This is a genomic window from Paenibacillus sp. J22TS3, from assembly GCF_018403205.1.
Classification (GTDB): domain Bacteria; phylum Bacillota; class Bacilli; order Paenibacillales; family Paenibacillaceae; genus Fontibacillus; species Fontibacillus tuaregi.
In genome coordinates, this window is record NZ_BOSF01000005.1 from 124,817 (window position 1) to 150,419 (window position 25,603).

The 25,603-nt window shown below is 45.2% G+C and carries 23 protein-coding genes; 5 read left to right on the forward strand and 18 right to left on the reverse strand.

The window, feature by feature from the left end:
• Positions 1 to 269: 269 nt before the first annotated feature.
• The 5 genes from KJS63_RS16970 to KJS63_RS16990 form a co-directional block, all read right to left on the reverse strand.
• On the reverse strand, positions 270 to 677 hold the full coding sequence (locus tag KJS63_RS16970) for a cupin domain-containing protein (RefSeq protein ID WP_213620194.1): 408 nt from the start codon (positions 675 to 677) through the stop codon (positions 270 to 272).
• Between the two features lie 49 nt (positions 678 to 726).
• Complete coding sequence (locus tag KJS63_RS16975; RefSeq protein ID WP_244862661.1) at positions 727 to 1,488, reverse strand: aldo/keto reductase; 762 nt, start codon at positions 1,486 to 1,488, stop codon at positions 727 to 729.
• Positions 1,489 to 1,619: 131 nt separating this feature from the next.
• Complete coding sequence (locus KJS63_RS16980; protein WP_213620195.1) at positions 1,620 to 2,372, reverse strand: carboxymuconolactone decarboxylase family protein; 753 nt, start codon at positions 2,370 to 2,372, stop codon at positions 1,620 to 1,622.
• A 106-nt stretch (positions 2,373 to 2,478) separates the two neighbouring features.
• Positions 2,479 to 3,453 carry an aldo/keto reductase gene (locus tag KJS63_RS16985; RefSeq protein ID WP_213620196.1) on the reverse strand — a complete coding sequence of 325 codons (975 nt, stop codon included), beginning with the start codon at positions 3,451 to 3,453 and terminating at the stop codon, positions 2,479 to 2,481.
• A gap of 49 nt (positions 3,454 to 3,502) precedes the next feature.
• On the reverse strand, positions 3,503 to 3,898 hold the full coding sequence (locus KJS63_RS16990; protein ID WP_068617975.1) for a DUF2255 family protein: 396 nt from the start codon (positions 3,896 to 3,898) through the stop codon (positions 3,503 to 3,505).
• 204 nt (positions 3,899 to 4,102) lie between these two features.
• On the opposite strand from KJS63_RS16990, the gene KJS63_RS16995 reads away from it, so the two are divergent.
• Positions 4,103 to 4,648: a TetR/AcrR family transcriptional regulator gene (locus tag KJS63_RS16995; protein ID WP_213620197.1), complete on the forward strand. Its 546-nt coding sequence runs from the start codon at positions 4,103 to 4,105 to the stop codon at positions 4,646 to 4,648.
• Positions 4,649 to 4,959: 311 nt separating this feature from the next.
• On the opposite strand, the gene KJS63_RS17000 is transcribed toward KJS63_RS16995, so the two are convergent.
• The 3 genes from KJS63_RS17000 to KJS63_RS17010 form a co-directional block, all read right to left on the reverse strand.
• Positions 4,960 to 7,887, reverse strand: coding sequence for a cadherin-like beta sandwich domain-containing protein (locus tag KJS63_RS17000; protein WP_213620198.1), 2,928 nt, complete (start codon positions 7,885 to 7,887; stop codon positions 4,960 to 4,962).
• A gap of 288 nt (positions 7,888 to 8,175) precedes the next feature.
• A complete protein-coding gene (locus tag KJS63_RS17005) occupies positions 8,176 to 10,452 on the reverse strand; it encodes a preprotein translocase subunit SecA (RefSeq protein WP_213620199.1) in 2,277 nt (758 codons plus the stop codon).
• Positions 10,453 to 10,586: 134 nt separating this feature from the next.
• Entirely contained in the window at positions 10,587 to 11,015 is a 429-nt protein-coding gene (locus KJS63_RS17010; protein WP_213620200.1) for a MarR family winged helix-turn-helix transcriptional regulator, read from the reverse strand.
• 159 nt (positions 11,016 to 11,174) lie between these two features.
• Here KJS63_RS17010 and KJS63_RS17015 point away from each other — a divergent pair, with 159 nt between their 5' ends.
• Positions 11,175 to 12,479, forward strand: a complete 1,305-nt coding sequence (locus KJS63_RS17015) for an amidohydrolase family protein (RefSeq protein WP_213620201.1) — start codon at positions 11,175 to 11,177, stop codon at positions 12,477 to 12,479.
• 373 nt (positions 12,480 to 12,852) lie between these two features.
• Positions 12,853 to 14,214: a DJ-1/PfpI family protein gene (locus KJS63_RS17020; protein WP_213620202.1), complete on the forward strand. Its 1,362-nt coding sequence runs from the start codon at positions 12,853 to 12,855 to the stop codon at positions 14,212 to 14,214.
• A gap of 111 nt (positions 14,215 to 14,325) precedes the next feature.
• Here the strand turns inward: KJS63_RS17020 and KJS63_RS17025 are convergent, their stop codons facing one another.
• Both KJS63_RS17025 and KJS63_RS17030 read right to left on the reverse strand, forming a co-directional pair.
• Entirely contained in the window at positions 14,326 to 14,634 is a 309-nt protein-coding gene (locus KJS63_RS17025) for a hypothetical protein (protein WP_213620203.1), read from the reverse strand.
• A gap of 52 nt (positions 14,635 to 14,686) precedes the next feature.
• Positions 14,687 to 15,541 carry an AraC family transcriptional regulator gene (locus KJS63_RS17030; protein ID WP_213620204.1) on the reverse strand — a complete coding sequence of 285 codons (855 nt, stop codon included), beginning with the start codon at positions 15,539 to 15,541 and terminating at the stop codon, positions 14,687 to 14,689.
• Positions 15,542 to 15,648: 107 nt separating this feature from the next.
• Here KJS63_RS17030 and KJS63_RS17035 point away from each other — a divergent pair, with 107 nt between their 5' ends.
• Positions 15,649 to 16,809, forward strand: coding sequence for an epoxide hydrolase family protein (locus KJS63_RS17035; protein ID WP_213620205.1), 1,161 nt, complete (start codon positions 15,649 to 15,651; stop codon positions 16,807 to 16,809).
• A gap of 96 nt (positions 16,810 to 16,905) precedes the next feature.
• Here the strand turns inward: KJS63_RS17035 and KJS63_RS17040 are convergent, their stop codons facing one another.
• From KJS63_RS17040 to KJS63_RS17055, 4 genes are all read right to left on the reverse strand, one after another.
• Entirely contained in the window at positions 16,906 to 17,520 is a 615-nt protein-coding gene (locus tag KJS63_RS17040) for a PP2C family serine/threonine-protein phosphatase (protein ID WP_213620206.1), read from the reverse strand.
• A gap of 22 nt (positions 17,521 to 17,542) precedes the next feature.
• Positions 17,543 to 18,112, reverse strand: a complete 570-nt coding sequence (locus KJS63_RS17045) for a YdeI/OmpD-associated family protein (protein WP_213620454.1) — start codon at positions 18,110 to 18,112, stop codon at positions 17,543 to 17,545.
• Between the two features lie 41 nt (positions 18,113 to 18,153).
• On the reverse strand, positions 18,154 to 19,329 hold the full coding sequence (locus KJS63_RS17050; RefSeq protein WP_213620207.1) for an MFS transporter: 1,176 nt from the start codon (positions 19,327 to 19,329) through the stop codon (positions 18,154 to 18,156).
• Between the two features lie 68 nt (positions 19,330 to 19,397).
• Positions 19,398 to 19,859 carry a VOC family protein gene (locus tag KJS63_RS17055; protein WP_213620208.1) on the reverse strand — a complete coding sequence of 154 codons (462 nt, stop codon included), beginning with the start codon at positions 19,857 to 19,859 and terminating at the stop codon, positions 19,398 to 19,400.
• A gap of 98 nt (positions 19,860 to 19,957) precedes the next feature.
• Here KJS63_RS17055 and KJS63_RS17060 point away from each other — a divergent pair, with 98 nt between their 5' ends.
• Positions 19,958 to 20,869 carry a helix-turn-helix transcriptional regulator gene (locus tag KJS63_RS17060; RefSeq protein WP_213620209.1) on the forward strand — a complete coding sequence of 304 codons (912 nt, stop codon included), beginning with the start codon at positions 19,958 to 19,960 and terminating at the stop codon, positions 20,867 to 20,869.
• Between the two features lie 152 nt (positions 20,870 to 21,021).
• Here the strand turns inward: KJS63_RS17060 and KJS63_RS17065 are convergent, their stop codons facing one another.
• The 4 genes from KJS63_RS17065 to KJS63_RS17080 form a co-directional block, all read right to left on the reverse strand.
• Complete coding sequence (locus KJS63_RS17065) at positions 21,022 to 23,010, reverse strand: Na+/H+ antiporter (protein WP_213620210.1); 1,989 nt, start codon at positions 23,008 to 23,010, stop codon at positions 21,022 to 21,024.
• Between the two features lie 123 nt (positions 23,011 to 23,133).
• Positions 23,134 to 24,360, reverse strand: coding sequence for an MFS transporter (locus KJS63_RS17070; protein ID WP_213620211.1), 1,227 nt, complete (start codon positions 24,358 to 24,360; stop codon positions 23,134 to 23,136).
• Positions 24,361 to 24,515: 155 nt separating this feature from the next.
• Positions 24,516 to 24,989, reverse strand: a complete 474-nt coding sequence (locus tag KJS63_RS17075; protein ID WP_213620212.1) for a MarR family transcriptional regulator — start codon at positions 24,987 to 24,989, stop codon at positions 24,516 to 24,518.
• 167 nt (positions 24,990 to 25,156) lie between these two features.
• Complete coding sequence (locus tag KJS63_RS17080; RefSeq protein ID WP_213620213.1) at positions 25,157 to 25,570, reverse strand: cupin; 414 nt, start codon at positions 25,568 to 25,570, stop codon at positions 25,157 to 25,159.
• Between the last annotated feature and the right edge of the window lie 33 nt (positions 25,571 to 25,603).

Sequence of the window (25,603 nt, forward strand, 5' to 3'; positions counted from 1 at the left end):
GGTGTCCCCCTTCAAGGAAATATGGTAATGTATATACCTATTTAGCGAATTTGAAACATATCCCCTTCTGCGGCCTTTTACCAGGGGCCTGTTATGATAATTCCTCTTCACCTGTATCGTTAACAAAAAAGACAAAATTATTTATGTGAAGGTACCAAAAACTAGATTAGGTAGAAGTGAACGGCGCATATTCTAGTCCATCGGTTCTAACAAAAATATCATTCGTTACAACAAAAAAGCCGCAGTTACGCGGCTGTTAAGATCTTTTATTATAAATTGTTGTAATACTCATCCGTTACGGGTTCTAACCATTCCGGTTTACCTGCAGTGATCGCAATATGTTCAAACCAGCTGTCTTTTGCTGCACCATGCCAGTGTTTTACACCATCATGGGTAACAATAACATCACCGGCTTTTAGGAACTGGGCAGCTTTTCCTTCTTCCTGGTACCAGCCTTCGCCGCCGGTTACCAATAGAAGCTGAAATCCATTATGATGGATATGCCAATTATTCCGGCATCCCGGTTCAAAGGTTACGTTCCCAACTCCAACGTTAACGTTAGGATCGGCAACCAACGTCTGTAGATAACTTTGTCCCACAAAATATTGTGCAAAAGCTTCATTCTTCTCCCCCACAGGGAAAATCACGCCGTTTCTTACCTCTTCGTGTTTTGCCATTTTGGCTCCTCCTTTAAACATCGTTATGATCAGCAGCCTCTGGCCCTCCTTATTTTAATTTCCCGCCAAATACCGGAAAGAAGCTATGCTCGCCATAATCTTGAATGGGCTCAATATTCTTCAATTTTTCCATATCTGCGTCGCCGATAACAAAGTCAAGCTCTGCATTGTTTCTCATGTGATCTGGATTTGCCGTCTTCGGAAGTACGACAAGACCAAGCTGGACATCATATCGAAGGCAAAGCTGAGCAACAGATACTCCATACTTGTCGGCCATGATCCTAACCTCTGCATGATCAAGGATTGCACCGTGTGCAATGGGCGAATATGCTTCCACCAGGATGTCATTCTTCTGGCAGAATTCAATAAGCTCCAATGGCGTATTGCCCACATGTGCCAAGATCTGATTGACCATAGGCTTGATCTCACAGCTGGCAAGTATATTCTCCACATCATCCTGAAGGAAGTTGGAAAGGCCGATGGCCTTAACCTTGCCAGTCCTATAAGCATCCTCCATCGCTTTCCATACTTCTTTGTTCTCTTCGAAGTAACGGTTCTCCTCGCGAAACTCCTTCCAAGGCTGTGGGCTGTGGATAATCAGAAGGTCAATATATTCCAGTCCCAATTTGGCTAATGAGTCATGAATAGACTGCGTAACTGTATCATAGTTCTTTGCTTCTGCGGCAACCTTTGTCGTAATGAACAGTTCTTCTCTTGCGACACCACAGGAACGGATTGCTTCGCCTACACCAGCTTCATTCATATAAGCCTGAGCCGTATCAATATGACGGTATCCAAGAGATACCGTCATATTGATACGGCCTGAGCTGCTTGTTCATTATCCAGCAGCCAGGTACCAAGACCTAATTTGGGAATTTCAATACCATTTGCTAATTTATAAGTTTCTCTAAACATGTTGTTGTCTCCTTTGTTTTGCACTTCCTATTCCGGAATGATTTCATTTACGCAGCTCAATGCGTTTAATGTTCTCGGAAAGCCAATATAAGGGAGGCAATGCGTGATAGCGGTAATCATCATTTCTTTGTTGTTACCGACATTTAGGTTACCCTGCACATGTGCCCTGACTTGATTTTCTGCACCCCCGAGTGCGCTTAGGATGCACAGAGTCAGCAACTCCCGTGTTTTTAAATCGAGACCTCCTCGGGTATAGAAGTCGCCGAAACAGAAGGCGGAAAGATAATCTTGAATATGCTTTTGATTGTCTGGGGCATTTCCCCGATTTTTAGAAATAATGTCCCGGAATATCTTCACCTGCACGGCAAGTCCCTTGTCAAACCGCGTCTCTTCTTCAACCTGCTTCTGACTCTCAAGAGGTAATTCGATATTTCTCGCTTTGAAAACGTCGTTGACCTCCGTAATAGCATTCAGCGTTTTAGGAAAGCCGATGTAAGGCGCGCACTGATACACTGCTTCCTTGATCTCGGTTGGCATAACTCCGATGTTCAGGGCGGCATGCACATGTGCCTTGAGCTGTGGCAAGGTTTGATTGGTTGCAAGCACGACCAGGGTAATCAGCTCGCGTAGTTTATCGTCCAGGTTCCCCTGATAAAAAACCTCCCCGAAAATGAAGCGGCTAAGAATGTCCTGAAAATCAGGATCGGTAGCGTATGCCGCTGATACCCCATCGCCAAATAGTTTATTATAAGTGACTTGACTCTTCTCAATTCGATCCATAACGAAGCTCCTTTGTATATTTTCCAAGTATGTTCATTTATTCTTCCCTCTAATATGAGTGCAATGGGATCAATTCACGCAAGCTCTACTACTAACGTACGGTCACTTAAAAATGCCCAACGACTCGGTGCGGTACATACGGTTCTTCCAAAAACGCAATTTCTTCTGACGTTAGTCGGATGGAAAGAGCAGCAACCGCTTCTTCGAGCTGGGATATTTTTGTCGCACCAACAATTGGAGAAGTTACTGGCTCTTTATGGAGAAGCCACGAAATTGCGATGTGAGCCCGGCGAACGCCATGTTTCTCTGCGAGACTCGCTACCCGGTCTACCACCAACTGATCTGCATCTACTGTTGCATCGTATTTTTGTTTGGCAATTTCATCGGTCTCGGCACGAGGCGTGGTTTTTTCTCGAGCCAATCTTCCTCCTGCGAGCGGACTATAAGGAATGACCCCGATTTTCTCTTGCTTGCAAAGCGGCAGCATCTCACGCTCCTCTTCACGGTAAATGAGGTTTAAATGATTTTGCATCGAGACAAAACGAGTCCACCCGTTTTTTTCGGCTACATGTAACGCCTTCTGAAACTGCCATGCCCACATGGCAGAAGCACCGATGTAACGCGCTTTACCGGCCTTGACTACATCGTGAAGAGCCTCCATCGTCTCTTCGATTGGGGTCTCTGCATCCCAACGATGAATTTGGTACAAATCCACATAGTCGGTTTTCAGTCTCTTGAGGCTCTTATCGATTTCACTCATGATCGCTTTACGGGAAAGTCCGGCGCCGTTGGGACCTTGATGCATTCGCCCATGGATTTTGGTTGCGATGACAATTTCGTCAAGGTTTGCGTATTCCTTTAATGCACTACCGACAATCTCCTCACTTGTTCCTTCAGCATAAACATTCGCTGTATCAAAAAAATTGATTCCCAGCTCCAAAGCTTTTTTGATGATCGGGCGTGCCCGTTCTTCATCAAGAACCCACCGATGATGGCCTTTCGACGCGTCACCAAAGCCCATACATCCAAGACAAAGCCGGGATACATCCAGGCCGGTATTTCCTAGTTTCGTATAATCCATGATTTTCCCTCCTGTTCTTTTCCTGACGCATATCAAACGAGCTGATTCATCAACGTAAATCAGTATTGGTTTCGCGCGGCACAACCTTAACTGTCGCTGAACGGGCTCGCGTACTGATCATCGAGTTGAGATATGGACTGCCCTTGTATTTTGCGCGATACGCATCATTGATGAGGTTGCCGATCTCGTCGCCATCAACCAGTTCAAATGCGACCTCCTTTGTCATGCCAGCCACCGTGATTCGTCCCGCCTTCTGCTGTACTGCTGCCTGGTACCATCGGGAATTCTGCCCATTGTAGGCGCGTACATAGAGTGAGTCTCCAACAACAACGGACCAAATCCAGGTCGGTGTACCATAGGTAACTCCGTCTTCACGGAAAGGAGAGATATGAAGATCATCGGACTCAGCAATTTTGTTCAATTCTTCTTTAGACCACGTTCTCATGAATGGGCTCCCCCTTAGAACTTGATATTAAGCATCTAATCAAAAACTTGTATATTCGAAATGAACATTGATTGTTTAATCAACTCGTGTTTATAATTTTATACAGAAACTATATGCTTACAATGGTCATTTCCTTGCAATCTGTGCGTTACTCAACAAATTATTTGAAATTGCCGATTATTTTAAGGTGGAGGACTTTTAAACATGACTAAAGTGGATCGAAGGGTACTCAAATCCCAAGAAGCCATCAAGAAGGCCATTCTCGAACTGATGACAGAAAAAAACTTTGATGATATCACCATCCGGGATATTTCCGACAGGGCAAATGTGAATCGAGGCACGATATATTTGCACTATTTGGATAAATATGACCTGCTGGATAAGATTATTGAAGAACACATCAATAATCTTAGTGAGCTTTGCCGATCTGCATCTGAAATGAGCTTTCAAGAAGGAAATTATATCTGGTTCGAATATTTTGCAGAGCATCATCTGTTTTTTTCAATTATGTTAACCACGAAAAGTGCAGCTCATTTTCGCAGCCGGTTCCTTGACTTAGTCGTCCAAGAGTATGAGGTTGAAGTCGATGTAACCGAAGGGAAAAATCAAGGCTTAGATAAAGAAGTTATCCTACAATTTTTTGGTGCAGCCGTAGTAGGAGCCGTTGAGTGGTGGTTCAGGAATGGAATGTCTGTTTCCCCCCGTGTCATAGCAGAACAGACAGGGATTTTGTTAGATCGCAACCTTTAACTCGGTGACTCAAGAAAATCCTCAATTTAAAAAATCGAGAGCCTATTAACCGGATTGGTTACCTCAACAGGCTTCGATGGGAATAACAAAATCACCCGTAATTCATGTTGAAATATGTGAATGACGGGTGGTTTTCTTAGTAAGGACTGCAGCTTGTCTGTAATTCAAGATTAGCCAACCAAGATGTCCTCTTAATGAATGCAATATGAACGGAGCATGAATAAAGGTCCCCTTCCCGATTGCACCGCCATGCACAAAAAAGAGGACGGAACTCTTCGTCCCGTCCTGAACCATTATGAAAATTCCAAGATTCAATTGATGAAGTTCGCCTTTTCTAACATGCGCTGCACGATAGCGGCAGTCTCCGCTCGGGTAATTTCCTTCTTTGGAAGCAGCGCGGCACTGGCCCCATCAACAATTCCATTTTTGATTACGGCTGCGACCGCTGCTTTGGCCCACCCATCTACTGCTGCCCTGTCGGAAAATGGCTGAAGCAAAGTATCCCCCTCAGGGCCATCTACCTTCGTTGTCATTCCCATTATCTTCATCGCTCGCTCGATCATGACCATCGCTTCCTGGCGGGAGATCGTCTGCAACGGACGGAATGTTCCGTCTTCATAACCGTTGATCATACCGTATCCCTTGGCTTGAGCCACTGCCCCGACAAACCAATCGCCGCTCTTCACGTCTCCGAATGGAGAGATTGAGCCATTATCAGGTAATCCCAAAGCCCTCACTACAATGGCAGTGAACTCTGCCCGCGTGATGGTCGCATCCGGTCGATAATGGGACGAATCCTCACCGGTAACAATCATCCGTGAACCCATGTCGTTTACTGCACTTTGAGCCCAATGTCCCTCGACATCTGTAAAAGCTGCCGGATGCCAGATCAAGGCATACGTGCTGTTGGTTAAACTTTTTACGACAGCATAGGATCTTCCATCGTGAGAAGTAACATAAGTTGGGATATGACGGGTCGTTCCATTTTCATTGAGAACAATGGCTGTTGTAATCTTGCTCGTGCCCACTCCATTCGGAATCGGGATTTCTCGTTCCACGTAGGAGCTGAATTTATCAACATTTACGGTCTGATTATTGTATGAAGCGGTAACCGCAAAATCCACCGGAGGTGCGACAACAGTAAAACTCTCCTTGCCAGCTGTTTCCTCCATGAGTCGGACCATGTTTGTATTGCTTTTCGAAATGCTCACATGTACGGTGATATCCTTCAGCTCGGTTTGCCCGCCCCATTGCTTAGATAATGAGTCGATCAATAGCTCGGATGCCGACAGCATATAGTTTCCATTCGGTGTCTGGATTTCCAGTGCAGCCTGCTTATTCTCTAGAAGCTTCACGGCTTCGCCTGATAACACGGAGTCTACGCGATCTACGGTTGAGGTGATACGGAGAACGATGGTCCCCTTATGTCCCACTATGGAATCTAATTTAGATTTATCCAGTTCAGCCGTAAGGACAGTTTGATTGTTTAGGTTCGTGGTGGTTACTTTAGCCGCATCTTTCTGCTGGGTGCCATTGATAGTAAGCTCCCAGCTGGCGCTCGCTACAGGGGGAACCTCATTAACGGTAGAAACGGTCGGTGAACCAGAAGATGAAGAACCCGATGAATCGGATGCCCTTGTTACTGCAATCGAATACGTTTTGGTTGTAGCATCTTGAGCGGTTACAATCACCTGGATCAAATTCATCCCTACGTCTAGATGAAGTGCTCTACTTGCTTGTCCACTGTCGACTTTTTCTCCATTTACCTTTACCGAAGCATGGGGCTCATAGACACTCGCCGTTACCGATAGGCTGGAGACCCGGTATGGTACATAGGAAGTGTAGCTCGACTTACTAGAGGAGAAGGCCGGACTTAGCTCTCCTTCCGATAGTGACAATCCGCTTAGGTCGGCATTGCTCGCCAGGCTCTCCCGGGTTACGTTGATGTTATACGTGTTTAGCGAGCCGTCTTGTGCAGTCACTACAATCCGAATCGGATTCTCGCCAGCTCTCAAGCTTGCATTATAGGTAACCACACTGCCCGATTCAGAATGATATACCGCTCCGGATACCGAGAGGGTCTCGTTTAAATCGGATTTTGTTAATAAGAGATTCAGATTGCTGGCTGTATTCGGCAAAGCGACCGAATAATTCAGATTCGTCGGTGTGAACGCTGGCGTAAGCGAGCCTTGATCAATCGAGATATTGTCTAAGGCTGCGTTGCTCGATGCGGCACGAGTGACGGTCAAGGTGTAGGTTTTCGTGCTGCCGTCCTGGGCTGTTACCACCAGCTTGATTTCGTTCGCGCCCACGTTCAGATTCACCGCCGTGGGAGCGCCGCTGGTGACCACGCTGCCATTCACCGTCACGGTGGCGTTACTGTCTGCCAAAGATGGTGACACGTTTATGCTATGGACCACATTTGCAACATTTGCGGTATAACTTGTCTTACCACTTGCAAATTCCGGTGACAATACCGCACCTTGATCCAGTGTCAATCCGCTTAAGTCAGCATTGCTTGATTTGGCACGGTTGACAACAATCTGGTACAAGCTGCTCTTCGAGGCATCCGCCGATGTAACGTTCACTTGAATTGTATTGGAGCCGACCTCCAGTGCTATCGGTCCATAAGGAGCACCGCTTGCTGTGCTCGCATGATTGACGGTCACCGCAGCCGAACTGTCGCCTAAAATCGGCGTCAATGAAAGACTATTCGTCGTATAAGATACATCCATCGTGTATTCCATCGTCCCGGGTGCAAATCCGGGATTTAAAGTTCCTGAAGATACAACCAACCCTCTTAATGATGAATCATTCGGAAAGGCACGGTTCAGATTGAACCGGTATGTCTTCGTTGTCGCAGAGTCCGATGAAGTGACCTTGAGGTCGAATGTATTATGACCGTATTGGATGCCAAGATTGCCTGTTGACGTCCAAGAGAGTAGATTTACCCAGCCTCCGCCGTTTAACGAATACTGCATGGTTGCACTGGGGTCGGCCGTCTTAAAAGCGGAATAGTAATTATCCGTTGAACTGCCTAAATAAGCCGTGTAGCTGGTTATACCTGGGTCGAACGCAGTTGTATAAATTTCTCCCCTGAAGACTTCCGATAAATCGGCGTTTCCGGCTGCACTAGCCTTGCTTCCGGCGGCTGTTATCACCGGTAAAAGCACGAACACAGCTAGGCCGATCATCGTCATGATCCGGCTTAGCAGGTACTTATGACTTACGTTTTTCATCACATTCCTCCATTATTCTCATCACTTTGGTGGTCATTTCTACCATTATAACACACAGCCTAGACCTAATAACTAGACTCTGCCTCGCTATCTTCCTAACTATTTACTAATCCATTTCTAACACGTTGCTCTCCTACTCTCATACTGTTCATTGAAATTGAATCTGTAAAATAAGAAATTGGATAAAGAAAAAAAGCAGCTGCCGAAGCAATCTGCTCTTGTATCGTAAGCCTTAAATTTGATCTTCTTATCGTTATAAATTTACCAGACCATTTTTGACTGTCCCGTTCAAAGTTTTGACCATCCGAACACCGGCTGCAAAGTCTTGCGAATCCAAAAAGCAAATACGGTCATTGCGCCCCACGAGCTGCGCTTATTCTGGATGTACTGATCGTTGATAATATATGTTCGAGTGGAAGAAGGGCTCTTCAGACCGAACTTTTCCCACTCCGCGGGATCATTCGAACCTCCAAGCTTTACAAGCATTTTTGCCGTCTCGCTATTTATTTTAGCTGGAATTTGCTCGTACGCTTGGGTAATTTGCGCATGAAATTCGTCGATTGGATTGCGGCTGGCAAGGCTCTCCAAGTGGATGCCTTCGCGAAGGTAAGAAACGTATGCCAGGTGGTCAGCCCAGAACTCGTCGATATAAAAAAGCCGTACCCGCTGCTCTGAAGGGCTCATCGGCTTCTCGCCTTTCAAAATTCTGAGACGCTCCGCGTATAGAATTCGCCTCTGATCTTCCACCATATCCGAATAACAGTTCAGTTCCTGTTGGATATCGAAGTTTTGGCCCATAATAACGCGCTGAATATGCGCGATCTTGCTGCGGAGCACGGGCTCTTCGAGAGCCTCATCCTGCCTTGGAGCGCGAAACGCTTTATTGATGCCGAACCGAAGCAGCAACTCGTCCTCCAAGCTTACGAAGAATATGGAAGCTCCCGGGTCGCCTTGGCGGCCAGAACGCCCGCGAAGCTGGTCGTCGATCCGCACGCTTTCGTTCACATGTGTGCCAATCACGTACAACCCGCCCAGTTTGGTGACAAGTTCAGCTTGCGTGCGGTCGCCGCCACCGAGCCGAATGTCCACACCCCGTCCCGCCATATTCGTAGACACCGTTACGGCACCGATTTCTCCCGCTTTGGCGATGATCACAGCTTCCTCTGCATCGTTTTTCGCATTCAAAACGTGGCAGGGCACGCCTATAACGGCTAGCGCTTCCGCCAGCATGCCAGACTCCTCAACGCTTGACGTCCCAATGAGAATTGGACGCCCCGTTGCGTGCACAGAGGATATTTCTTGTACTAACGCTTTAAGTTTTGCTTCTTTATGAGTATAAATCCGATGCGGATGGTCAATCCGTATGTTTGGCCGGTTCGGTGGGATTTGTACGACCTGAAGCTGATAGATAGCTTCGAATTCCATTGCGGAAGCGTGCGCGGTAGCCGTCATTCCGCAAATTTTCGGATACAGACTTATGAAGTGCTGAAGGGTGATCGTGCCGAGGATTTTCCCGCCGGCTAAAGACTGCAGTCCTTCTTTGGCCGCAAGCGCGGCTTGCAGCCCCTCCGGCAAATATCTGTTCTCCGCCACGCGCCCGGTATATTCTTCGATCAGCTCAATTTTACCGTCCCGGACGATGTAATCGACGTCTTTTTTTAGCAGCAATTCCACGTGCAGCGCGCAGTTTAATGAGGTTAACAAATGACTATTATGGCTATCATACAAATTGCCGCATCCCAGCAGCCCCTCCGCTTCCGCTGAGCCTGCTTCATTCAAGTACACGTTCCGCTGGAACTCGTCGAAGTCGTAATACTCCTCTTCCACAAGCTGCCGAGCCACTTCTGCGAAACGAATCCGATCCTCGCTGGTAGTGTCCGACTCGCCGGTGATGACCAGCGGAACCCTAGCTTCATCGAGAAGCAGTGAATCTGCTTCGTCAACGATGACGTAGTGGAAAGGACGATGCACAGTATCGGCTTCGGTCAAGGCGATTGAGTCGCGCAAATAATCGAAACCCGACTCTTTGGCCGTAACATAAGTTATATCTGAGGCGTACGCTTCCCGTTTCTCGGATAGGCTCATGCCCGCTTGAACCGAGTTTACTGTTAACCCGAGGAAGCGATAGATCGGCCCCATCCACTTTGCATCCCGGTTTGCCAAATAATCGTTAAACGTCAACACATGAACGCCTTTGCCGGTCAGTGCATTTAGATAAGCGGGCATCACAGCAGAGAGTGTTTTTCCTTCACCGGTATGCTGCTCGATCAACATTCGGTCGTGCAGAGCGATGGCAGCCATGATCTGGACATCATAAGGCTGTAATCCGAGCTTTCTTTTCGCTGCCTCGCAGACTAACGCATAAGCATCAATAAGCAGCTCATCCAAAGGTATACCCGACTTTGCTTCTTTTTGCAGCCGGAGGGATTCCGCTTGAAGCTGCCCGTCATCCCATGCTTCCAAATTCCGTTTCCTGATCAGCTCCACTTTGTCCTGATAGACTTTCAGCCTTTTCTGAGTATCGCGGTCCTTGAATTTTTGCAGCAAATTGACAGCTAAATTCATCGAACTTAAATCCCTCCTAGGTTGGAATAGGCGATTCTATAGTGGCTAAAAGTATAATCAAACTCTATAACAATAGCAAGTTTTGGAATAAAAGGAGAATTCCTTATGTTTCAATTCATAAGGAATCGTCTTTTTTATATGCGCTCATTGATTTTGACCAACAAATTCTTTAAGACTTGCTTCTCCTCGTCGGTAAGGGCTTGAACGATCTCTTCCTCCACCTTTTGGAATGAATCTTGAAAGTCTTCAATCAGTTCAATCGCTTTAGGCAATACATATATATTTTTCTGCCGTTCGTTGTTGGCTGGGATTTTGCGCTCGATAAACCCTTTTTGCTCTAGACTTTGAAGCATGCTAGTAATGCTGGCCCCACGCAGATGAAACCGGTCTGCAAGGTCCTTTTGAATGATATCATTGTCTTGGTTCCTGTAAATATAGTCGATTACTTTGCCCTGCTGAGCGTTTAACCCCAGCTCTTTTATACTCTCGTCCGCTCTTTTCTTTAACTTAAGGCCGATAATCTGAAACAAATCCAGATAAGGTGTGTCCTTTCGGGATTGCATGACCGTTCCCTCCCCAAATTGTTAGGAATCTAATTGTAAACAAGTAAACTATACAGTGATCCTATAAGGTTGTCAAAATAATATTAGGTTATTGACAGTTAGATATCTAATAGTTATGCTACGAATTGTTGATCAACTAACACTTGGGAGGAATTTAATATGGAGAAGTTAACTCAGAATGCTGCGTTAGAACAAATTACGGTGATTACAAATGTACGTATCTTTGATGGAGAACAGATTATTGCGCCCAGACATGTAGTTATTAAAGGGACATCCATTGTTTCGGTGGGCGGAGACCTTCCGGCCGATGCAACGATTATCGATGGTGAAAAGGCGACTCTAATGCCTGGTCTGATTGATGCACATGTCCACACCTCAATCGGCGGATTACGAGATGCCTTAAAATTCGGCGTTACAACAGAACTTGAAATGAACGGTGATTTTACTAAAAGAGGTCGCGAGATTCAGTTGAAAAATGTGTATGACGCCGCTGATGTCCGTTCTGCCGGGACAGCGATCACCGCTCCGGGCGGACACCCAGATGAATTACTCCCGGATGGAGATGAAATACCGGAATTCGTCTTAAAGGAACTTGAGAAGCTATCAGCGGAAGACCGGGAGGCGATGCTGGCCGCATACGCTCACGATCACGAAGAAATACCGCATGTGACGTCGGTGCAAGAAGCGATTAAGCATGTGCATACCCAGGTAGAGAATGGTGCCGACTATATTAAGATCATGATTGAAGAAGGGACAGTTATGGGTGCACCCGGCCTGCCTGTACTAAGCGACGAGATTCTAAAAACAGCCGTGACAGAAGCCCATAAGTTCGATAAGCTGGTCATTGCCCACGTCTTGACGGCTCTTTCCTCACAGGAAGCCATCGAATTTGGAGTCGATGGTTTGGGCCACTTGTTTATCGACAGACCCGAGTACACGTCCGAGCTAGTGAAATCCATAGCGGCTTCAGGCGCTTTTGTCACACCTTGCTTGGTGCTGAATTCATCAATTATAGGAAATCCGGCATCGGAACTGGCGAAAGATCCGCGTGTTCATTCCAAATTAAGTCCGGATTGGATCGATATTTTGAACTCAAGCTTCAATACGTTCCCACAAGGCAATATGGAGAACAGCTTTAAGAATGTGATGGACCTTCACCATGCCGGAGTAGATATTCTGGTAGGGACCGATGTCGCGCCGGTTCCCGTTCCGAACCTTGGCGGCCTTGCTCATGGGGCCAGTGTCCACCATGAAATGCAACTGCTGGTGAAGGCTGGGTTCTCTCCGATCGAAGCTCTTCAGTCGGCTACTTCCAAACCGGCCCGCTGCTTTGGTCTTCACGATCGCGGCCGTATTATCGAAGGTGCTCGCGCTGATCTTATTCTTGTAGATGGTGATCCGACCACTAATATTTCGGATTCTTTATCGATCAAATCCGTATGGTTGAACGGTTCGCAGCAATAGGTTAATCAGACTGAATCATATATAGAACCGAAAGCAAGGGCACTTTGGAGTGCCCTTGTTTTGCATACTCGGCTCATATTTTATAAACCGGCAAAGGATTAAGCCCTTTTTGCACTCTTTGTTCCAGTTTTCCTGATATTCCGAAATAGTAATGGTTGCTTGAATAGCCCCATCGAGTCATATTCAGAAAAGATTCAGTCAGCTATGATGATAAAGTAGCGACATGCCGATATTTGGATATAAACAGAGACTGGACTTAAGTCTGGGGAAATAACCGCCTTCGGATGGTTTTTACAGTTACCTTTTCCTATTATCCTTTAATTGAGAAAGTTAATAACAAATATTTACTTACTTATTAAAGGAGAGGTTGAATTTGAAAAAAGTATGGCGTTTCGTCGTATACGTGTGCATTACGATCCTGGTAGTAGGAGGAACCGGAGGGATAGGTTACATGAGTACGATGCAGGAGTCTATGTCGGTTTACGATAAGCCGGTTCCTGCTTCTATACAAAATGTCCAGGCTCCTGCATATGATTCCAATAAGCCTACAGTAGCCGTTATGTTGGCGAATGAGGTGACCGAGGTGTTCGATTTTCTCGTACCGTACGAAATGTTCTCTATGACCGGCTCATACAATGTGTTTGCGGCTGCGCCCGACAAAAACGTCAAATCGTTGACAGGTGGTCTTGATATTGTGCCTCATTATACTTTTGATGAATTAGATCAATTGACGGGCAAAGGTCCGGATATTATTGTCATTCCTTACATGCCGGTTTTGGATGAAGCGAAATACAAGCCTGTCCGCGATTGGATAAGGAAACACTCAGGTAAGGAAACGACATTACTGTCCATCTGTAATGGTGCCGAGAACCTGGCTGACACCGGGGTACTGGATGGAAAATCTGCAGCAACGCATTGGGGAGATATCGGCAGGTTGGAAAAGAAATATACCGAGGTTACTTGGAAGAGAGACCAGCGTTACGTGGCTGACGGCAATTTGGTCTCATCTGCAGGCCTGACCTCGGGAATCGATGCAACCCTATACGTCATCTCCCGGCAAATGGGCGAGCCGACTGCTAAGAAAGTGGCAAAGGAAATGAATTATCCTTCGTACCATTTTGTTCAGCATCCGCAAATGGAGCCGTTCACTGCCGGATTGAGCGATGTCGTTTATATTCTGAACAATGCATTTCAATGGAGCAAGAAGAAAGACGGAATCTTGTTATATAACGGTGCGGACGAACTCATGTTATCCTCAGCTTTTGACACTTATGGAGCTTCCGGAACAACGACAACAATAACGATATCAAGTAAACGCGATCCGGTCGTGACCCGGCACGGTCTGAATCTTGTTGCCCGATATCAAATTTCAAATGCCCCTAAACTCGACAGAATGATTTTCGTTGGCCCGAACGTGAAGACGGTCGCTGCGGGTGATTTACAAAACTGGACCGAAAACGGTGGTGCGGCTGAACAGGTTTACCTGCACACCGACTCACCCGAGCGATTCGCGATGGAACCAGCGTTTGAAGATCTGGCCAGACAGGAAGACATTCTGACGGCGAAATTCGCCGCCAAGCGGCTTGAGTACCGGGCCACAAGTCACTTTAAACTTGAAGGAGCCCCTTTTTCATACGAAGCGTTCGGCATTCCGATCGGTGTCGGCATGTTGTCCCTGTTCGTTCTTTATTTAGCGGACAGACGTTTATTAAGAAGAAAGAACATTTCTAAATAAGGTTTGCAGACAGAGGCATACAAGGCCTCTCCCTTCATGTGTCTTTAAGGGAGAGGCCTTGTTTGTCATTTAACTTTCAGTTGAGGTTATCCAAATTTGAGATCGCTGGATCTACCCTTCCACAATATCTGCCCGAAGGTCTGTTGCAATTTCGATCATGAGGGGTACGATTTCTTGATGGGAGACGGCTACATACAAATCCCCCATATAGTGTCTAAATGGAATAAGGGCTTCCCCATGCTTCCACATAAAGAAATCCCCTTCTATAGACATGGTGCTCTCCTCCCCTTTCATGATCAGCACCGTCTGATAAGTAAAATCAGCCTTGGATGAGAAATAAACTTGGCATTCTTCCAATGAAATCTCTGGATCACTAGCGTTTGGCTGCATGGATCTCGTAATTCGAAAGCGTTGATTCATAAATATCCTCCAAAATTAAATTGACCTTGTATTCCCCATAACCTTATGAATTCTATTGGGCCGCGGCGGACTTACGGCTGATATTCCTAAACGTTGTAGGTGAAATCCCTTTTTTAGCCGTAAATTGCTTGATCAAGTATGTATCATACTCAAATCCGGTAGCGCATGCAATTTCATCAAGCTTCATGCCAGTGTGAGTTAACAGTTCACATGCAACTTTCAAACGATGTGAAAGCAGGTAACCCATTGCTGTGTTTCCGCATCGTTCCTGAAACAGCTTATTAAGAGTTACACGGTTTAAATGAGCGCAATTTGTCAGATCCTGCAAAAATATCTTTCTGGAATAGTTCGTGTGTATATATTCCAGCACCGTATCAACCGGTGATTGTTCGCTATTCCGATGCAAATCCTCCAGCAAACCCAATATTTGAATGAGGTACTTTTTTATTCTGCATACCCACCGCGCATCACTTTGTGCCTGCACTTCCGTACCTAATATAAAAAACCATTCAAATAAAAGCGGGTATGCTTTCTCTGTGATACGGGGCACAGCTAAATAAGGATCATCTCTTTGAAAAAGTGAAAGACCTGTTCGTATTCTCAGACCTGCCGCCAAGTAGTCCTCCGTTTCGGAAAGGGATATGGTGTTCAGAAAATCGGGATGAAAACGAAAGGACTGTGCGGCAACGTCTTGTTTCTCCATTATTATGAGATCATCATCTTCGGCCAAGCAAAGAAAACCGGGAGCGGAAATGGATATAGGTCGTTCGTTTAATGTTCCGTTTATGCTTCCTGTCGTAATGAGAACAAGAGTGAGACGTTCAGGATAAGGAAGGACTCTAAAATCCTCCACTGCGGTAAATTCAATATTAACGGGTCGGCCTTTGTACCGGTCTATTTGTGGCATAGCCATCACCTATCAAATCTTATAGTTAGATGCTTCACTTATGCCAGTGTATCACACATGTGTCCAAGATATAATGGCGATGTAACACCAAAAGGAGGGAAACTACGATGCCTATTGAACGTTTTCATATTCATGTTTCCGATGATATTCTTGACGATCTCAAATACAGACTGCATCACATTCGTTGGCCGGATCAAGTAGAGAATGCGGAATGGGAACAAGGCACAGAATTAAGTTACTTAAAGTCGCTCGTTTCGTATTGGAAGGACCATTATGATTGGCGCGCCCAAGAATCCAAGTTAAACCGCTTGTCCCAGTTTCGCTGCAATATCGATGGCATAGATGTACACTTTGTACATGAGCGTGGTAAAGGACCAAACCCATTGCCTATTATTCTTACCCACGGATGGCCCGACAGTTACCTTCGCTACCAAAAGATTATCCCCCTGCTTACGGATCCGGCCAGCTACGGAGGTAGCCCCGAGGATTCTTTTGACGTGATAGTTCCTTCATTACCTGGATTTGGATTCTCAAGTCCCCCCAAACAACCTGGGGTTAACAATTATCACGTCTCTGAAATGTGGGCCAAGCTAATGACAGAAGAATTAGGCTACAAAAGATTTGCTGCCGCAGGTGGGGATATTGGTTCCGGTGTTACAAGATACCTGGCATCAAACCATCCAGAATTGGTATTCGGAATTCACCTGACCGATATCGGCATTATAAGAAACCTCCTGACTTCATCTGATCAGGCAAATCTTTCCGAGGATGAACTGCAATACAAGAAGAACGCTTCGGAATGGATTGCGCAAGAAGGAGGTTATATGTCCCTTCAATCTACACGGCCCCAAAGCCTTGCTTATGGACTTTCCGATTCACCGGCAGGATTGGCTGGCTGGATCATTGAAAAATACCGCGCGTGGAGTGATTGTAATGGCAATTTGCAGCGTAGATTCAATGAGGATGAACTAATCACGCATATTATGATTTATTGGGTTACGAACACGTTTGGATCATCGGCGCGAATGTACTATGAGAATTCCCGCTCTTTACCGCCCTTGGACTATATAGAGGTACCAACAGCCGTCGCATTGTTCCCTGCGGATATCTTGTTGCCGCCCAAAGAATGGGCTGCGCGTAATCTAAATATAGTTCGCTGGACTTCGCTCCCAAGCGGCGGACATTTTACTGCTATGGAAGAGCCCGAGCCTTTAGCTCAGGATATTCGTGCTTTCTACAGGTCTTTTAGAATGAACAATAATCATTAATATTCATGAAGATCGAGTCAGTAATCTCCTTCCTACGAACCTGTAGGATAGACACTTTGTCATGTCCATCTTACGGGTCATCGTTCTGAGTTGCGCTTATTTGTTATTTCTTCGGTGAAGTTTCGCTTTTGTATTCAATAACTTGTAATACCTTTGGGAGTAACAGGGGACTGCCTTATCGAACGTATTGACTTTACCTATCCATTCGTAAAAATTTCTTTGGTTTAAACTCACCTGCCCCCACTTCTCTAATTCATCATGAATTAGATACAGCTGACAATCTCCGACGGAGAACCACCAAAGAACGTTCTCTTTTCGAATACAGATTAAGCATGAGGCTTCCCCCTTCAGAGCACGACATTGACTTTTAAACTCCTCCGATTTAAATAGTTGCAGCAGGAATTGCTGAATAGGGTCAAACAAAACATCTATTTTCGAATTGAGAATTTCCTTAATCGAAGTTTCCTTGTCCTTTAGAGTGGCAATGATCAGTTCTGCACTATCCCACGAGGAATGCGCATCAATGAGCGCTGCAAACTCCCATGAACTACTTTGCCATACTAGCAAACCATCCTCATTCTTATGTACCCCACTCCCGGTGTTCCCGCCATATCTGCCGACTGTTATGTGTTGAAGTTTCTCTACTGATGGCGAATCGAGATATGTCTGTTCTGATCCAATCCATTCCAAGCTTAAGCTATTCGGCTCCACGCTGAAGATCACCTCGCAATGATTAATAATCTAGCAGACGTCCGTGATCGTTCCACTGGCCGTACATCTTGTTATCTCTTGTGTTGGTAATGAACTTGTCTAACCTGCTCTTAAATAATTCCGGCTGATTCTTATAACTCTGTATCGTGTCGATGCGAATTCTTCTATATAGATCTGGAAACGCCATGAAATTCGCATATACCTGCTTATCCTCCTGCAGCCTTTGCTCTATCACCTTATCGATTTGAAAAGAATCAGGATTCATATCAGGAAGAACCCTTCTTCCCTCATCTGTCATTAACCCCAGCTTTTCGAGGCGGCGGACACGTTCTTTATTTAATTCAGTCCATGAACTTTTTTTGCTTCGAGGGGACAGTCTCTGAGCCAACTCCGTATCAGATATCTTCTTCTTGACTCCATCAATCCATCCAAAGCATAACGCTTCCTCTACTGCGTCCAAATATAAGAGCGTATCCGGTTTGGGCGTCATACTAACCAAGACCCAGCAAGATTCTTCAGTCTTACTATTTTCCAGCAGCCAAAACCTCAACTCTTCTCTCGATTTTACCGGAATTAATTGTTCGATTTCCATATTCAATGAAAAATTTCCTTTCTACATTTATCATATATCGGTTAATCCATGCTTGCTTTCTCAACTTGTGGTTTGGAAATTCCTGCTTTTATCATGATCAGTATGAAAGCAAACAACAAAAGCATAATACCACTCCAGATGATCTGATGCGTGCCCAGCCGGGAAATAAACAAACCGCCGATCCATGTCCCAACCGTAATGCCAACATTCGAAAAGGAAACAAATAAGCTGTTACCGAATTCGGGAGCTTCTTTTGCGTCAGTCATCAATAAGGCTTGACTAAGAATAAGTCCGCCGGAATGCACAGCTCCCCATACAAATACGATGACCGCCATCGGCCAAAAATAAGCACCCCAATAATAAGTGAATAAGTAAATGACCGCATATATGAGTGGAAACAGAATGACTGTTTTTGTCATGCTTTTGTTCAGAAAGAACCCAAACAAGAAGTTTCCTGCAATCATGGTGACGCCAAAGATCATCAACATCACACTGATCCATGTACCGTTCATACGGGTGACTTCTCCGAGATATTCGGCAAAGTAGCTATAAACTGAACTCATCGCTGTAAAGATCATCGTCACGATCAAGATCGTTAACCACAGCTGAGGTCTGCTCAATATGCCAAGCTGCTTGCCAAAAGACATTCGTTCCTTAACAGGCATTGAGGGCAGCCAGAACAGTATGCCTATAAAGGCAATAACGCTCACAATAGCTCCAAACAGGAAAGCAGCCTCCAGCGAAATTTTTGTAGAGAGATAGGTTGTAATCGGCACGCCAAAAGCGAATCCAACGGTAACGCCGGCCATAATCTGGGTCACCGCTTTACCGCTCTTTTCGGGAGGAACCAGGCTGGCAGCGGACGCAAGCGCAATCGAAAAAAAGACAGGATGAAAAAACGCAGGAACCATCCGGAAAGCCAGCATAACTTCGAACCTGGTTGTATAAGCATACATCAAATTAGAGATAGCAAACATCAGGATAGCGGATAGTAAGATCGCTTTTCGATTCATTCCGGAAGCGAGTAATGTCAGGAAGGGGCCAGAGATGGCAACGATTAAAGCAAATGCACTGACAAGGTAGCCGGCCTGGGAAGCCGATATTTGAAATTTCTCGGTGAGTTGGGGAATAACTCCGATCACACCCATTTCAGTTGTAATGATGCCAAATACGCCTAAAGCCAGAAAAAAGATCAGCGAAGTATAGCTGTTTTTCATAAATCGTGCCCCCTCGGTATATAAAAAAATGGCCTTCAGTTGCAAGACCATTTTTCAAAAATGAGTTATTATTTGCCCGAAATTACGTTATCAAGAAACTTGTCCGCGTCCCCATTAAACTTCCAGGAGACTCCAAACTTATCAACCAGCATTCCAAAGCATGAAGACCAAGGCATGTTAGATAACGGCATAATAACATGACCATCTACAGACAAATTAGAAAAGTAATTTTCCAGTGTCTGCTTATCCTCATTAACGATGCTGATCAGTATATTGTTGCCTTTAACCAACTCGCCCGTTACACTCTTCATTGAAGGTAGAATGTCGGATATCATGATCTTCCCACCTGCGAACTGTATGGAAGACTCCATGATCATATTTAACTCATTTTCCGGCAAAGGGTAGTTCGGATCTTGTGGGAAATCCTTGAATTTCACTTTTTTGACCTCGGTTGCATTTAAGGCCTCCGAATAAAATTCAATCGCTTGTTCTGCAATCCCATCAAAGTTCAAATATACAATGGCTGACATATAGTAAACCTCCTTCTTGTTATGGATGTAGTATAATTCATAATAGGTGACAGCTTAATGTCACCATTTACTTATCAAGAAGAAAATAGAGGGCAGATATGGACAAGATTGAGAGATTGATAGCTATCATCATGATCTTGCTGAAAAAGGATGTCGTTCCCACCACAGAATTCGCACAATTATTTAATGTTTCCAAAAGAACCATACTTCGGGATATGGAAACCCTGAGTTTATCAAACATCCCCATCTATTCTGTCAATGGTGTTCATGGTGGCTACGGTATTATGGATGAATACAAATTTGATAAACGTCTTCTAAGCAGCTCAGACTTGGAGAATATACTAACTGCGCTTGGCGGATTGGAACAAATTCTAATTAGCGAAGACGTTGAAGTGACTATAAGGAAAATAGAAGCGATGGTCAGCCCATTGTCACCGAAGAGTTCAATCCAGCTGTCATTTTATGATTGGGAGGGCCGGTCTGAAATTGTTCAAACCTTGAAGAGGTGTCAAGAAGCGATATTAGCGAGAAGGCTTATTTCATTCAATTATATGGATAAAAATGGATTGAAAACGAATAGAACGGTCGAGCCCTATCAGCTGCATTTTAGCGAAACGAGTTGGTATCTAAAGGGGTTTTGCTTGCATCGCATGAGATATAGAACGTTCAAATTATCCAGAATTGATGATCTCCATTTGGATAAAGAAACATTTAACCCAAGAGATGATTCGTTAGATCAAAAGCATGAAGACAGTTATCAACCGGAGTTAGTCACTTTGAGAGCGTTAATTTCCCCAAGCATAAAAGATCAGTTCATTGAAAGATACGGTCGAAAGAGTATTGAGGAGTACAGCGCTGAGCTTTTCCTGGCCACAATCCAGGTTCCTCAGAACCGTATTGGATTTCAATTTTTAGCAGGTTTCGGTACAAATTTACAGATCGTAGAGCCCCAATCCTATGTTGAACAATTTCGAAATTATTTACTTGAAATGGTAGGTAAGTATTCCTAAGCGAAGATGAATAAAGGCTGCCAAGTTAATTGGCAGCCTTGCATAGGTGATGATGATTTCACAACCAAAATCGAATCCACTCCCTACCTCTAATCCTCTCTCCGGAGTGCTTCTGCTATTCCAATTCATTGGTCATCAATCTGGGACCATTCTCAACCCGTCTCTTCCCGCAGATCATGCTCCATGAAGAGGATATCGCGCTTCATTTCCTTCATACCCTGTCTGGAGATCCGCCCTGTCTCGAACATGGCTTGAATGTTGTCTCTCTCCAGCTGAATACCGATCCGGGCCATCTCCTCCAACGAGCTGTCGAACTCTTGTCGGCTGTAGGTGTCTGAATCATTTCTGGTCAGACGCAGCAGTGTACGTTCATATTGCAGAATCAGCGAGCTGACGGTCTCCATATCCGGCCCGCCTTCTGCGAGACGAGCATTAAGCTGCTTAATGACATAAGCCGTATTTTGAGTTCTGAGCCTGGTTATTTCGGCGCGTCTTTCCCGGAAGCTTAACCGTACGGGATTCAGCACCCCGAACATTTCAACCCATTGCTTAATGGGGAAGAGCTCTTTTTTATAACGGACATCTCTTGTCTGCATATACAACAGCTGGTTTATCCTTCCAAGGTAACGGTACGCTGTGTAGGGATGCACATCTTTCCTTTTAAGCACAAGCAGCGTGTTCTCTCTCTCCCATTTCAACACAGACAGCCCCATGGTCCGCTGCGCCTTATCGTTGTTCTCATCCTTCCTGAGCGTTCGAATTCTGGAAGTATATGTATTGATGATCTGGGCGGCTGCCAGCCGATTCTGGTCTGTGGTCAGCTCGTTTAATCCCGTAACAACGTTCGTCAGAATCTCTATTTTGGCCTGAGTCTCCTCCTCTTCCTGCTCTGTTCGCGTTTCCTTCCCTAATAGAAGCGGCAGCAAATAGTTGGAGGCCAGCAATGTCCACAATATTACCCCAGCCGCAAGGAAGATAATCAGATCTCTAGCCGGAAATGCTGTGCCATCATCAAGAAACAACGGCAGGGACAACGTACTCGCCAGTGTGATCGTTCCCCGGACTCCCGATAGACTGAGGATAAGCGCATTTTTGAATCTGATCTGCCAAGGGTCGCGCGGTTTAGGTCCAACGAATATATCCATCAGAAGCACCCAGATGAGGCGCAGCCCGAGTACAGCCGCAGTCAATAACAGTGTGTACACAATTACTTCAAAATTCCCTATTTCTGTGCTGATCCAAATCGTCTGAATAATATCAGGAAGCTGCGTGCCAAGCAGCAGGAAAACCAGTCCGTTTAATACAAATATAATGACCGACCAGGTGCTTTTGGATACAACTCTCAGCTTAGCTACTTCGGGATTCATTTTCTTGTAATTGAAAGAATGGGCGATTCCCGCGGCGACGACGGCCAGGATTCCGTTGACCCCCAACTCTTCAGCTGCCATAAATATCAAGAAGGGAGTCAGAATCTCAATCAGCATGTGTAGGGTGACGTTCTCCATTCCCAGTTTCCGGAGCCATTTCACCACGCCATATTTCACTAACGTGAGCAGCAGTCCCAGTACTATCCCTCCAAGTGAAATGGAAATAAAGCTGACTCCGGCAGTTTTGAAAGAGAACATACCCGTGACCATAGCCGCTACGGCAAACTGAAATGAGACCAGCCCCGACGCGTCATTAATTAGAGATTCCCCTTCGAGAATCTGCATCGTCTGATGGGGAATTTTTACTTTCTGCTCCAGTGCGCCCACAGCCACAGCATCCGTCGGTGCTAGAGCAGCTGCCAGTGCAAAGGATGCCGCCAGCGGGATGACTGGGAGCAGCCAATTCAGGAAATAACCCATCACGGCTACCGTTACAAACACTAGACCCAGCGCCAGCATAAGGATAGGTTTCTTCAGCTTCCACAGCGCTTCTTTGTCTGCATGCCTGCCGTCGTTGAACAGCAAAGGGGCAATGAACAGCAGCAAGAATAGCTCCGGATTTAATTTCAGCTCATAGTGCAAGGGCAGCCAAGTAATCAACACTCCCAGCGCGATTTGAATAATAGGTACGGAGAGCGAAGGAATAAACCGGTTCACTAAATTGGATAATGAGACCGCCACCAGCATCAGCAATATAAATTCAAACAATTCCAACGATTCTTACCTCCATAACTTGCTATCTGCAATTAGCAGCATTCACAGCAATACTTTAAGACTACTATAGGTATTTTTATCGGGAATTGCCAGCCGGTTTGTTAACACGCCCGACTCAATTTGCTAATGTGTTCTCTTATATAAAACGGGTATTGCTGCAGCTATCAGGATCATTCCCATGAAAGCGGGTGCTGCATGACCAAGTGACACATAGAGTTGCCCTCCAAGGATTGGCCCAATTATTCTTGCTAAAGCCTGAATGGATTGGCTGCCTCCTTGAATTCTTCCTTGCTCGCTAGAGTCGACCGACTTGGATAACATTCCATTGAAAGCTGGCCCGAACACCGAATCACCAAACCCAAAGATAAACATCCCAGCGATAAGTAGAGGATAGAATGAGAACAAAGCAGATAATGCAATAAGAGCGTAGCCTATAATCTCAGATGCCATTCCAGCCAATGCTATCTGTGTATCACTGAGTTTTTTCAACAGCTTTGGCATGATAAATCCTTGGGAAATGATGTCCTGGAAGCCCATTATTGAAAACATGAGCCCGATGAGTGCAGGCTTCCAACTGAAGGTATCCATTGTAAATTGCGAAAAAACCGCTTGTAAAGAACCGCCCGGTATCCAAAGTAAGAACGCCGAGATTAACAGCCTTTTTAAGTTTTTCATGGAAAGGATGGTTGCAAGCTGTATAAATGGATTCAACCTTGCAAGAGTGATCTCTTTAAGTCTCTTCATCTTATCAAGGCTCTCAGGCATATATAAGATTCCATATACAACGTTCAATAGTGTTATTATTGCTCCAAAATACATCGGTACAGCATAACCTAGCTTGGCAAGTAATCCGCCTAGAGTTGGGCCAATGACGGTGCCTACACCTGCAACCGCACTCACCCATCCAAAATATTTGGTTCTTTGTTCTGGAGGAATGATGTCGGCAAAATAGGCAAAGATTGTGCTTATGCTCCCGCCTGTTATACCTTCGATTATCCGCCCGGCAAATAGTACCCATAAAGCTCCGCCTAAACCGAAAACCAAGTACCCGATTGCTGAACCCAAAAGGCATACTAAGAGCAAAGGACGACGGCCATATCTGTCGCTCAAAGCCCCAAGTACAGGGGCCGCAAAAAACACACAGACTGCATAAATCGAAGTCAACAGCGTAACAATTATAGCTTGTTCTTCCGGATTGCTTGTATAAGGCTGTACTAAGAATGGGACGACAGGTGTAATGATGCTGAACCCTATTCCGCAAAGAAACACAGAGATAAGACCGAATATTAAAGCGTGTTTATCTACGGCTTGGTCTGTGTTTTGTTCATGGTTTGACCTAAATTTGTACACTTAAATTCTCCTCACAAAAGTCTCATTTTTGCTTCCCAGGAAACAAAAACATCGTATCACCATTTTGCTTCCTTGGCAACAAAATAGCAACAATAAAAATGCAGCCGTTCTCAATAGAGCCCGACTGCCTGAGGTTTGATTACCATGATACCTATTTATTCGGAGTTCATATCCTTACCCTGTTTCTTTATTTCCGCATCCAGATGCCTACTATACTTTTCTATGAAGCCAAGCATACTCTCAAATTGTTCTTCAGTTACCTGTTCAAATACAGCTTTGTCCCGCTCTTGAAATTCCTTGTGCAGCTCCTCATGGGTGTTAAAGATGATTTTCCCTTGCTCAGTAAGCCGAAAATAGATCTCTTTCTTGTTATCCGGCTTCTGGTAGCTTTCGATAATGCCCTTGGATATGAGCTTTTTCGTTATTTTGCTTATAGCACCGCTAGTCATATAAAGGGACTCCGCAAGCTTTGTCACGTTGGGATCTTCCTGTTTCTCAATGTATTCGATGCAATGTACTTCAGAGGGCTTATAACCCTTAAGCTTATCCTCCATCTTGTCCTTATTAAGCCACACCAACTTGTTAAACAAGTCTCTGAAACCGGCTATGACCTGATCTTCTTTGTTCATGGCCTGCCCTCCCGCCCCTGCTGCATTAACAATATCATAATAATTATCCATGTTAAATTTATGATAAGCAACATGGAAACCTAACACAGTCTCGGTACATCTTGTTTCAATGTCCAAAAATAAAAGCTCCCAACCGTTAAATGCTCAGTCGATTGGGAGTGTTAAGTCTACTGACTAAATATTTCAAGCGCTCTTGTTCTAACGTCAGCCAGCTCTGCTTCGCTCATGTTGCAGTATTCGCTGTTTTCATTCGTGGTGTTGGCGTCTTGCACATACGTCATCACCGTATCTTTTTGCATAATTGTATAAAACCAGGTGTCCTGAGGAATGTTGTAGACTTTTCCGGGCTCCATCTCGATCAGTTCAATATCAAATTTGTCATCGGCCCGGTCCGCAGCCAGCAGAATCGCTTTGCCTTTAACGAGAATAAATTGTTCATCGGTTTCGCGGTGGACTTCCAGGCGATAAATACCGTCAATATCATTATCCGGCTTCCAGTTTTTGATGCATACCAGCCACTTCTCATTTTTGTACACGCATTGAATGCCTTCGCCTTCATGAATGAATATATCCGCCTTCATGGGTTTACCATTCCTTTCGCTTTCGCAGATAGA